Below are 11,834 nucleotides of genomic sequence, written 5' to 3'. Positions count from 1 at the left end.
TCGTCTCGACACTCCAGGCGCTCGCTGCGCTCGATGCCGACATCGACGGCCGCGTTCACGAACTCCACGCCGACGACCTCCGGCGTCGTCTCACGGAGCGCGTGCATGGCGTGGACCTCGACGCAGACGAGACGATGCTCGACCGTCCGACGCCGCTCCTCGAGATTCCCGCCGCCGCGACGGCGGATGTCCCCGACCAGGACCTCATCGGCGTCGAGAAGGAGCCGCTCCCGAAGGTCCTCATCGAGGCGTTCGAACAGCACGGCTCGTTCGGCGCGGTCGTCTTCCAGCCGACCGACGACGAGACCAAACGCCAGCTCAACTATCACGCCGTCAATACCGACGACCTGGCGTCGAATCCAGACGTCCCGGCGGGTATCGACAGCTACCAGGCGCTCTGGGAGCACTACTTCGTCGGCAAAGAACTCATGAACACGCTGTTCGTGCGCCGACACGAGTACGAGAACCGCGTCCGGGCGGCGTTCGGCGAAGGGTTCGAGGATGTGTACGCTCTCCGAGCCGCGCTCGAGTCCGTCGACTTCGAGCCCGTGGACGCGCCGGAGACGGCCGACGACGCCTTCTCGGACCCCCGGCCGGACTCCGGGCTGGCGTCACTGGACGGCGCCGCAATGGCGGAGACAGCCGACGCCGCACTTGAGGGGTTCGGCTCGTCCGACACAAGCGGAGAGGCGGACGATGACAATGACGGCGGGGCGCTCTCCGAGCAGATGATCATGACTCTCGACGAGTACTCGCTGGAGAACCTACGGATGGCCGCGGCCCAACTCGACGACGTTCAGGACGTTGGCCTCGATGCAGTCCAGTTCGACGGAATCGAATGCCCGCTCTGTGCTGTCATTGCCGATCCCTGTGGCGGCGACGCCTGCGTCACTGCGGACGTCCGCGCGTCGTTCGACGCTCAGCTTCCCAACCTCCTCGACAACTATCTCGCGATCGAAGGTACGCGACTACGGTGACCACGGGCAGTCCAGACACGTAGCGTGTGGTCAACGCCCATCGAGGAGTCGCGTCCCGATTCGTCGTGGAAGTCCGACCTCCTCGACGCGCTTGATGACGCGGTCGACGTCGTACTCGACGCGCCGCAAGTCCACGCTCAAGTCCTTCACGTCAAGCACCGCGTACGCCGCTCGTGCATCGCCATCCCTGGGTTGGCCGACACTTCCTGGGTTCACGATGAGCCTCCCGTCGACGTGCGCTCGATGCTGGACGTGCGTGTGTCCGAGCACAAGGCCGACGTACTCGTCGAGGTATGGCCGCATCTCCGGGAACGCTCGCGGCCGCACGTACCGGCCGAGCCGGTCGGGGTCCGGGTGGCTGTGCACTAACTGGATGCGGCCTTGGGCGATGGTTGTCCGCGGCGGAAGCTCTGCGAGCCACTTGCGTTTCTCGGTGTCGAGCTCCCGCTTTGCGTGCTCCAGTCCGGCCATCGCCATCTCGTTGTGACTGTACTCATCGGGCGTCTCAACTGTCCGGTCGTGATTTCCCTGCACGACGACGGAGCACGTCTGACGAACCCGCTCCACGCATTCGGCCGGCCAGGGACCGTATCCGACGACATCACCAGCACAGACGACCGTGTCGACAGCCTCGTCCGCTAATTCGTCAAGCACCGCTTCAAGCGCCGGCATATTTCCGTGTATGTCCGAAAGTAACGCTATTCGCATACTACGGGCTGCGCCCCGACCCCGCGTAAACCAGGGGGCGATGGTACAGGTTGTGTATCCTACTCCACCTCACTCGTCACCGTTGTCCTCTAGGTACTCGTCGAACTCATCGGGTGGAGTGTTCAGGTCGGCCTTCAACAGTGCGTGGAGCGTCGGAACGGGGTTTTCGTTCTGAATACAGCTCATCACGCGTTCGATGCGGCAATCGATTGGACTCGTCAGCGGTGTGGTCTCATCGTCGGGCTCGGCCCAGGGGCCCGGTTGGCTGGCCGGAGCTTCGAAGCCGCTCCCTGGTACCATCTCTTCCGGATCATCGGTGACTTTGGGCAACTTCCCAAGCTCGATGTCGAGGCCATCGAACGATTTGTCGGACTCCTTGGCGAGCTCGATCTGCCGGAGGAACAGCAACACTGTCATGACTTCATCAAACCTTGCCCGGACCATCGCCGCCTCAGTCAAGATGGACGACAGCTCAGCGCGAACCTCGTGGCGTAGTAGCCCGGCGGGGGCAGACGGCAGGTCAACAGTCGACCGATAACGGCTCTCGAGCCCGTCGAGCTCCGACCGGCAGTTATTCTTGATCTCTTCGAACTCGTTAATTCGCTTGATAAGGTCTTCCCTGTCTATGGCTTCCAGTCCCTCGGGTTCGTCTCCGTTCCCGGACCGCCACGTCTTGATAGTCAGATGTATCGCTTCGAGCATTCAGCTGGTAGTCGCCTTCGAGCGCGCTTAGAACGCGGCGCGTAGTTACGCTGTTCGTGACATCCCGGCACCACTTATATCATCGCTGACTGCTTGTCGACAATATGCGAATCCTCGTTTGTAACGACCTCCACCTCAAGCCCGCCGCGAGTGACTACGACGTCGAGGCGATGAAGGTGCCCGACGACCTCGATGCGGTGTTCGTGGCAGGCGACCTCACGCATCGTGACGGCGAGGATGATGTGGCACTCGCGCGACGGTTCGTGGAGCGGTTCACGCCGGACGTCCCAGTCATGTACGTCCCGGGGAATCACGACCCCGCACCGATGCCGGAGCGCGTCGTCGACGGCCTCGAGAACGCGACCAGCGGCCACGATGCGGTCCACGAGTGCGAATGGGGCACGGTGGTCGGCTGGGGCTGCGAGCACCGGTCGCTCGAACCCGCGATTGACCAGACAGCGTTCCCAGCCATAGATCCGCGGACCGCGCCACGGGGCGAACGCCGGTACGCGGCCGACCGGACCGCCGACACCATCGAGGACGCGCTCCTCGACATCGTCTCCAACGGGGCGAGCGCCCGCGACGCCGCCGCCGAGCTCGACATCGCGTCCGAGCACCGCGGGACATTCCGCAGGGGCGTCGACACCGTCCAGAAGACATACGACCACCTCGCCGGACTCCTCGGCGACCGTTCGAACGTCGTCCTCGTCTCGCACCTGTCCCCGTTCAACACATCGTTCGACCGCCATCACTCGACAGGGACGCGCGAAACGGACCGCGAGGGACTCCACACTGGCTCCATCGCGCTCGCGCTCGTCGCGAGAACCCACGATGTCTACGCGACCATCAGCGGGCACTCCCACGCCTTCGGGTACGACACCGGTGACAGACCCGGGGGTGTCCCGCACATGCTGAACCTCGGGTTCCGTGGAATCGGCATCGTCGACTTCGACCCCGACGCCGGCAAGTTCTCCTTCACCGACGCCAACCCCGATTGAATCGGAGACGGTAGGGATACTGACCGGTGCTGGCCGCGGTCGATAGCGTTATCTGGCGGTTACTGAGGCTGTCCCTCGACATTTGACACCCGTTTGTGCCATCGACACCAGAGCGTTCAGGTGTCCAGATTCTGTAGACCGGCGCGTTGGCTTACCCTCCTTCGGGGTTCCGGTCTGGGTATGTCGAATCCGACACTCGAAGTGACTGGTCGCGCACGGACCCAGATCGACGCGGAGCCCTGTCGGCTCACGATCGAGAACACGGCCGACGCCGACCGGCCGGCCGACCACGAGGCCGGTATCGTCGAGGTGGAAGTCACCGTTGACGCGACGTGCACAATCGCACTGACCGTGCCATCGTCTCGGCGGTCGGAGTCACGATGAGTTTCGAGTATCCGTTCCACGACCGGCACGGCTTCCCGCTCCCGCGAGCGAGTACCGACACCGACGCCCGCGTCGAGGTGAGTCCGGGCCTGAACACGCTCAGTGTCCCACCGCGCGTCCACGACGCGCTCGGGTCCGCGGTCGGCGTCTACCAGTTCCCCGTCGTGTTCGCTGGGTATCGGTCGCGCACCGCGGCCGGGGTGGCGTTCCGCGTCCACAAGCGCGAGCTCTGCGGGACGACCAGCATGGTCGTCGACGGCGGCGAAGCCCTCGTGGACTGCGCCCATCGACTCCGTGGCCACGACCGCGCACTCACCGACCTTCAGGTGGAATTTGGCACGGTCACTCGCGCCGGACTGCACGCGTTCCTGTCCTGGCTTGCCGAAGACGAAACGTACGTCGACTGGTACGCGAACAACTACGTCGACAACGACAGCTCCGTCGACGAAGCGGCCGTCCGCGACGCCATCGCTACGCTCGGACGCGGCCCAGGCCACGGTGGGTCGCTTGCGACGCTGGCTGCGGACTTCCGCGACCTGCTCGACCGCCACGGGCTCGGCGTGTTCGAAACAGCGATCGATATCGCGCTCGACCCGCCGCTCGCGACCGACGACATCTGCCTGTCCCCGGTCGACGCTCGTGGCGTCACCGGTCTGGAAAACGACCCGCCCAACGCGCCCCGCATCCTCGCCACGCGCGACCTCGAGGACCGCGCCCGTCACGTGCTCGACTCAATCGCCGACATGGAACCCATCGCAGGCACGGAGCGAGCGCTCTCTGACTTCCGCACCGAGGTACGTCGCGCCATCGACGACCCCGAGGATAGTGGCCTCGTCCCGGCAACGGCCGTCGACAGCTGGGCGACCCAGCCCGCCGTTTCGGCCCTCCCGTTGCTCGCCGAACCGCATCGCGCACGCCCAGCCGACCGGTCTGCTCAGGGGCACCAGTCGCACGTCGGGTACCCGACCGGGCAAGCGTGGTTATTCACGCAAGCGTACGAGGACGGTGGGTTCGGCGCCGTCCTCTACCAGCGCCGCGGCGGCGACCCGAACTGGCTTGTCAACCCGTACGTCGCCAGCGACGCCCTCCACGACGGCGATTCGTACGCCGCCATCTGGGAGCGCGCGTTCGTCACTGACCGCCTGACAGCACGCCTCCTCGACCGCGGCGGCACCCCCGACAGCGACGAGCGCCTGGCGTGTCCACTCTGTGCGCTCTCTTCCGGCAGCTGCAGCGACGACGGGTGCGCATTCAGAGATATTATCGCCGCGGTCCAGGACCGAGCGGTAGCGATCGTCGACGCTCTGGAATCAACCCAACCTTGACGTTGTGTGGCCCCCAGATTTAGTATCAGTCTGGGTGAAGTATGTGGCATGACCTGGGGGAAGGGAGTGCGTTGTCGTCACGTCAGAGCGAGTCGCGAAACCGCGGTTTGGGAGCGTGACCGATGACAGTCGCGATGAACGGTTCGAGGGCGGTGTTCGAGCACTACACTGGCCGTGCATGGTCGGTGGCGACGGCCGAGCGCGTAACCGGTGCGACCGAGTCTCGTCGTCGTCGCGTGGTCGCGGAACTTCACGGCGTCCTGGAACGACACGGGACTGCGGCGAGCGGCGTCGGTGCGTCGCTACTGTGTCACGTGGTGTACCCGGGCGAGAGCGCGACGAAGGGTACTGCACTTAAACGCCGACTGGAGGCTGCGACAGCACTCGAGACGCTCTCGGCAAATTCGGACGAATTCCCCACGGAGCGGTTGTCCGTGGTTCTCGACGTACTCGACGCGGCGGTGCATCGACCGATGGGGTCGGCGTGGCGGATGACTGACCGCCACGACACGCACCTGTCGCTGGTCGGCTCGCTCTGTCGCGTCGTCGACTCGTGTGTCGCGGACTATCCTGCTCTCGTCGCACCTCGCGTTGACGTGTTCGTGGACATCCTCTCACTCGATGCGCCCGTTCACTCGGACGGCCTTCGCGTCCTCTGGTCGCTCGCAGACGTTGAGCCGGAGGCGCTTGGTGACGCACTCGATGCTCTCGTCGCGTACCTCGAACGCGGCGGGTGGGAGTTCACGGCAGTCGCACTCGTGTTGGCTGACGTCGCTGAGACATATCCCGGACACGTGAGCGACAACGTCTCGCATCTTGTGCGCGCGATGCGTCAAGAGTACGAACCGTTCTCTCTCGTCGCCACGCAGGTGACAGGAAACGGGTACTTCGAGGCGATCACGTCGCCCGACCGCCACCCGCAGAAAGTGTTCGCTGAGGCGATGGTGGCAGTTGCAGACCACGAGCCGATACAACTCGTCGACCACCTCGACCCCATCGTGTCGTTCCTCGCTGACTCGTCCGTCGTAGTAAAACGGTATCTCGAGCGCGCCGTCGGAACGGTAGCGACGGAGGCGCCATCTGCGTTCGACCGGGAACACGTCGAAACCCTCGAAGGTGAACTGGACGAGTTCGCGCCTGGAACAGACCTCGTGATGGCACTTGCCGCGATTCTGCGTGCGGACGAGAGCGCGACAGCAGTCGACCCGAACGTCGTGGAAGTTCTCGGATCGCGGCTTGACCCTGAGCGTGAGGACTGGACGTTCTGGTCGCTGCTGGTGCTCTCCGAGTACGTCGATTCAGCGCCGTCGGTCGCGGCGACAGTCGCGGATGCCACTGCTCCACTGCTTCGGTCGGCCCCGGAACGCGAGCAACGGGTCGCGACCACGGTCCTGTTGCGGTGTGCGAACGCAGCCCCGGAAAGCCTCCGCGACCACGTGCCGAAGGTTCGATACGTGGCGTGTAGCGCGCCCGAGGAGACTGGCTCGCTGGCAGTGTCGGTGCTCCAGGCGACCCTGTCGGGTGCGGACGCTGATGCGGCTGCCCTGACGAATCGAGTCCTCGAGGCGATGACCGCGATAAGTCACGACCGCCCGGAGACGCTGGCGTCGTGCTTGCCAATCCTCGCGGAGTACGCGACGACGGCGCGACCTGTCGTGTCGAGCAACGCGATGCACGCACTCGCCCATACCGTAGCGGCGAACCCGGACGCCGTCTCGGCGGACACTGCGAGCGCGATTCGGGGTGTCGTCGAGGACGGCTCGAGGGAGACGCAGCTCTGGGGGTGTCGGGCGCTCGTCTCGCTCGTCGCCGCTCGACCATCGCGTGTTCACGTCTCGCCGGACACCATCAGCCGACTGTGTTCATCGAGCGGTCCGTTCCAGCAGTTCTCCGGCGCGCAATTGGCATACGAGAGCGATCGTCTCGACCTTCTGGAGGGCGTCAACTCACGAATGTGTGCCTCGTTCCACGCGCTCCTGTCGTCTGACGACGAAGCGGTTCGCGTGCAGGTCGAGCGGATGCTGGCCGTCGACGAACCGTTCTTCGATCACGAGACCGCAACGGAGTTGCTGCAAGCCACCCCGGAGGTCTCTCGCGTCGCCAGCCACCTCGTGGAGATACTGGCGATGAGCGCACCCAAACATCTTGGCCTCTCGTCGGGCGTGGACGCACTCGAAGAGCTCGTGACGGACACGCTCTCATCCAACAGCGATGCCGACGGAGGCGCCCTCTCCGAGGAACAGTTGGCGGCGATGCGGAACGCTGCGTACGTGCTCACGACGCTCTCGCATCGGACGGAGGTGACTGTGTCCGCCGAGGACGCGTTCGCGGCACTCCGTGAGTGCGACCGGCTGGACCTTCAGGGGCTCGGGGCATTGGGCTCGCTCGCTTCGTCGCGTGCTGGGACCGTTCGCGGACAGGCGCTCTGCCAGCAACTAGCCTTTCTCTTCGAGTGTTCCGCCGAGGGGGTTCACGAGCGAGGTGTTGCCATCCTCGAGGCGTTGCGCGCTGGTAGTGACGAGGCATCAGTCGTCGAGTCCGAACTCCCAGGCCTGACATCGGAACTCCCGGCCGAGGAACGTGATCTCGCGCTCAGGATACTCGTCCAGTTATGTCGCCACCTCTCCGCGTCGGAGCTGCGTCGCGTCCGGTCGGCCGTACGCTCGATTCTCCTCGAATTGAGCGACGCACAGGGTGCTCACTGGACCGGAGTCTCTGGACTCTCACTGCAAGTGCTTGGGTTGGCTATCGACCCGTCGATGGACGCACCACCTGAGGACCTCACCGAGTCGATGCGTACTGTCCTGTCGTCGGGGACGCCCGAAGCGAAGGCCGAACTCTTGCAGACGATAGCCGTGGCGGCCCGCCTCGTCCCGAACGTCGTCGACGCCGTCGAAGACGCCATCACCGACCTGGACCACCCCGGTTGTATAGCGATGGCGACCGAAGTCCTTGCCGTCGTCGCCCGAACGACGGGACGCGTTCCTGTGCATCCGCTGTGGGTGAACCAGTTCGTGTACAACGAATACCCTGATATCCGACACGCCGCGGCGCTCGTGAACGCTCGAAGTCACGAGTCAGACCGACGAATGGACGTGTCGAATCTCCTCGAGAACTTGGTTGGCGGGGCCGACGACGTGGTCGCAACAATCGGACTCGGACGTGGCGCGGCGAGCGCACGCGCGGTATCGTCGAGGGTCGCGGAGCGCGGTGAGACAATCGAGGCGGCGCTCGACGGGTCACCGACCGAGGCGCATCGGGCACACGTCGTGCGGTTGCTGAGGTCGCCGCACACGGTGGTTCGCGTGCACGCCTATCGCGTTCTCAAAGCCGTGGTCGAAGAGGCGTCGGTGTCGCACGTGGTCGACGCTATCGACGCGCTCGCAGCGGCGGATCCGCAGTCGCCGCCCGCGGACGGGTACGTCACCACGCTCGTTTCGTTCGTGAACGCGACGGACACGCTGGCGGGCGTTGCGGGGCTCGTCGCCGAAGACCTCGTCGCGTTGGACGAGGCGACGAACGGCCCGGAGAATCCAGCGGCACTGGTCCTCACGACGCTCCTCGACGCGTATCCCGCGGCGGCGGTGGACGCGATCGAGGTCGACTCGCTCGAACCATCGCAGTTCCTGAAACTCCTGGACGTGCTGCGAGGGATGGACCCCGACCCCGACTGCGCACGCACGATGGTCCAGACCCTCATCGACCGCGCCAATCGGGGTGGTCGCGACGACGAGGCCGGGCCCGGTGCAGACGACCGTGGAATAACGGCACCAGGGCAGTCCTCGCTGAATGTCCCCGAGACGGCTCTCGTTGCGGTTCTCGAGAGTCACCTCGTTGCAGCGACGACCGACGACGGTGACGATGTGATTGAGACGCAATCCGACTGGGGAGGTCGCGTCGAGGCGCGCGTGGATTCCCTCCAAGAAGTGCTCGAATCGCCGGGGCAGAGCCGGTACGTTCGCTCGGCGGCGATGGAGCAATGGCTCCCGGTACCACTGTTGCCTGCAGTCCAGGCTGTGTCGACGGCGGCGGCGCTCGCGCCCGACCACGCGATTCGGGCAGTACCCGCGTTTGTCGACCTCCTCGACCATCACGCCGGTATCATCGAGTTCACCAGTACGGGTGTCCTCCGGTCGTTCACGTCGCACGACGCTTCGCGAACGCTCGACCTTGCGCCCGACCTCACCGACGCGCTTGCGACGCGACTCGTCGACTCGGGTGTACCGCAGACCGCGAGTCACGCCGCGCATGCGCTCGCCAACCTCGTCGAGGCTACTGACGACGAGGATGTCGGGGTAACGACGGTACGCGCGTTCGCCACACACCTCGGTAGCGATCGAGCGCGCGTTCTCCCCGGAGTCACTCACGGTTTCGAGTCGCTTCAACAGTCGACCGATGCCGACATGACCGCGCTCGTCGACCCGATCGTGGACCGACTGCTCGAACCATCCCCTGGTGCCACATCGGAACGGACACGCAACGCGTTGGGTGGGTCACGTCCGAACGGGCCGAGCGACGAACTCGTCTCGGCGTTCCGGTCCGTTGCCCGCCAGGAACCCGCTACAGTCGTCGACGCCGTCCGTCTCGACGGTTGTCAACTTCCAAAGATGCAGACAACGAGCAGCATGCAGTACCTCATGGGCGCACTCGGCGCGCTCGGCGCGCACTCGCCGTCTGTCCTCGAGGACCTCGATGCACACGACCGGTTCGTGCAGGCCGTCGATGTTGATGCCAGGATCGTCGTGCAAGAAGCCGCTCACGCCGTTCACGAGGTCGTTCGGGCACACCCGTCTGTTGCACCGTCGTTCGTGGACTACTTCTCGTTCGTCCTCGAGTCCGGGTCGCCGTTAGAGCACTTCGAGGCACTCGCGACACTGTTCGAACTCGTCGCACAGGACGCACACCACGTGTTCGAATCCCTCGACGCACTCCAGCCAGTCGTCGAGCGTCAGCTCGTTTCAGAGTACGCGGGCAGCCGGTACGCAGCAATCCGACTCCTCCGCGATGGGTACGCCCAAGTCGGCACACTCTCGGCGACGCCGGACACCGTTGACCGCTATCTCTCCGTGTTCGAGGTCGGACACAGTCGCACCGGCACTGACGGTCATAGCATGGTGAGCATCCCCGACAGCGCGGACGTCCCGCTCCAGTACGCGCTCCTCGGCGTCCGCTCGTACAACTGGCCCGAGGTCGACCTAGACGAATTGCTCCCCGACGGCACGAAGTACACTGACAACCCCACGCTCAACCGGTCGCACGAGACCATGATACACGTCCACCTGTACGTGCTTGCGGCCGTCGCCGACGTGTTCACAACCGCACTCGATCTCTCGGCGTCGAGCGTCGACCCGCACGTCGACCGCGTGCTCGCGCTCGCTGACGACGCCATCCACCAGCACCGACAGCTACTCGGCGGTCGCCTGATCGCGGCCGTCGCCAAGAACGCACCGGGCGCGCTCGTTGGGCACGAGGACGCGATTCACGCACTCCTGGGTCGAGTCCCTGACTCGCCGCTGTCCGGCGAACTCCGCTGCACGCTCGTCGAGGCGTTCACCAACCTCCCCGCGAGCACGGCCGCGGACACCGCCTGGTCGAGACCCGCGGTTGCGACGGCTGACGAGGAGTAGCTCGACGCGACCGCGGTCAGGTCGGCACGTTCACTGCGTCCACCCATTCCAGATGGCTCACTACCGCCTGTACGGCAGTTTGGCACTGACCGCCACTATCTCCCCCATAATAAATCGAGATATTAGTTTCAGGTCAACACTGGAACCCCGGATAGTCGGGTCGTCAAGACTGATATGGGCCAGTCAGACCCACTCCAGACCCAGGCGGAATCGTCGACCAACCAGACGCTGCCGCTCCCGATGGCAGTCGCCGCGAGCGCGTATCGCGGTACCGGGCGTACGGTCGGACGCGGGTATCGGGGCGTCGTCAACCTCCTCGCTCCCGTACTCGCCGCGTACGGCTTCTATACCGACTCGGAACGAAACGACGCGACCCGTGCGCTCTTGCTCGCGATGGGGCTCCCACTCATCGATGGCGTGTTCCCCGCGCTCGTCCTTGGCGGCGCCCTCGACAGCATCCCGGGACTGCTCGTCGTCGGCGGCACCATCTTCGGCGGTCCCTGGATGCTCACCATTATCTTCGAGGAGATGGCCGGCGACGACCGCCGGACGCGCCTCATTCGCGTCCTCAAGGTGGCGGTTCTCGTCGTTCCCGCGGCAGGGCTCGAAGCGGTCGCCGCGCCGACGCTCGCGAGCCTCCTCGACATGAACGTCTTCCACGTCTTCAGCGCGCTCATCATCCTTACTGTCGGCGCGAGCATCGCGAACGACCTCCTCGCAGCGAAGCTGGTTGCTCCCAAGTACCTCCTCGCTGCGGGCCTCGTCGCCAGTGTCATGGCTCGCGTCCTCGCCCCGGCTCCAATCACGCCGACGGTCATGGTGGAACCGGGCGTGGTCGCGCAGGCGATGGGTGCAGCCGCCATCGCGACGACCCTCGCGCTCACTGGCGCAGTCCTCGGCCCGCGCGTCGACAGCCACCTCGACGACGCGGCGTTCAGGACCGGCGCTGGTATCGCACTCGCGCTGGTCCCCCTCAGCATCGCGGGCGTCCTCCCGAGCCTCTCGTCGCTCGCCGTGTTCGCACTCGCGATCGTGGCCGCAATCGACGACCCCGAAGCAGACGATGCGGCAGCGGCCGCCGGCGACGAGTAAACAACGAGGGACCACCGCGGT

Annotated in this window: 7 protein-coding genes and 1 pseudogene; 6 read left to right on the top strand and 2 right to left on the bottom strand. The window is 65.4% G+C overall.

Going from position 1 to position 11,834, the window contains the following annotated elements; translation table 11 throughout:
- Positions 1-977 (top strand): annotated as a pseudogene (locus ACSC1S_RS21710) (hypothetical protein); the annotation flags it as partial.
- A gap of 30 nt (positions 978-1,007) precedes the next feature.
- Here ACSC1S_RS21710 and ACSC1S_RS21705 read toward each other — a convergent pair.
- Positions 1,008-1,685, bottom strand: a complete 678-nt coding sequence (locus tag ACSC1S_RS21705; RefSeq protein WP_435366150.1) for a metallophosphoesterase family protein — start codon at positions 1,683-1,685, stop codon at positions 1,008-1,010.
- A gap of 69 nt (positions 1,686-1,754) precedes the next feature.
- Entirely contained in the window at positions 1,755-2,387 is a 633-nt protein-coding gene (locus ACSC1S_RS21700) for a hypothetical protein (protein ID WP_435366149.1), read from the bottom strand.
- Positions 2,388-2,491: 104 nt separating this feature from the next.
- On the opposite strand from ACSC1S_RS21700, the gene ACSC1S_RS21695 reads away from it, so the two are divergent.
- The 5 genes from ACSC1S_RS21695 to ACSC1S_RS21675 all read left to right on the top strand — a co-directional run bounded on the left by ACSC1S_RS21695 (position 2,492) and on the right by ACSC1S_RS21675 (position 11,813).
- Positions 2,492-3,385 (top strand): metallophosphoesterase, encoded by an 894-nt coding sequence (locus ACSC1S_RS21695; RefSeq protein WP_435366148.1) that lies wholly within the window; start codon positions 2,492-2,494, stop codon positions 3,383-3,385.
- 180 nt (positions 3,386-3,565) lie between these two features.
- Complete coding sequence (locus ACSC1S_RS21690; RefSeq protein WP_435366147.1) at positions 3,566-3,769, top strand: hypothetical protein; 204 nt, start codon at positions 3,566-3,568, stop codon at positions 3,767-3,769.
- The gene (locus tag ACSC1S_RS21685) at positions 3,766-5,094 is read left to right on the top strand and encodes a hypothetical protein (RefSeq protein WP_435366146.1); all 1,329 of its coding nucleotides are present in this window, start codon (positions 3,766-3,768) and stop codon (positions 5,092-5,094) included. The genes ACSC1S_RS21690 and ACSC1S_RS21685 overlap by 4 nt, the downstream gene beginning before the upstream one ends.
- Before the next feature lie 122 nt (positions 5,095-5,216).
- Positions 5,217-10,721: a hypothetical protein gene (locus tag ACSC1S_RS21680; RefSeq protein WP_435366145.1), complete on the top strand. Its 5,505-nt coding sequence runs from the start codon at positions 5,217-5,219 to the stop codon at positions 10,719-10,721.
- Positions 10,722-10,895: 174 nt separating this feature from the next.
- The gene (locus ACSC1S_RS21675; protein WP_435366144.1) at positions 10,896-11,813 is read left to right on the top strand and encodes a DUF5794 domain-containing protein; all 918 of its coding nucleotides are present in this window, start codon (positions 10,896-10,898) and stop codon (positions 11,811-11,813) included.
- Positions 11,814-11,834 lie beyond the last annotated feature (21 nt).

It is taken from the genome of Haloarchaeobius pelagicus (genome assembly GCF_051207375.1).
Classification (GTDB): domain Archaea; phylum Halobacteriota; class Halobacteria; order Halobacteriales; family Natrialbaceae; genus Haloarchaeobius.
Note: the sequence above shows the minus strand (reverse complement) of the source record. Positions and strands in the feature narration are given on the sequence as shown.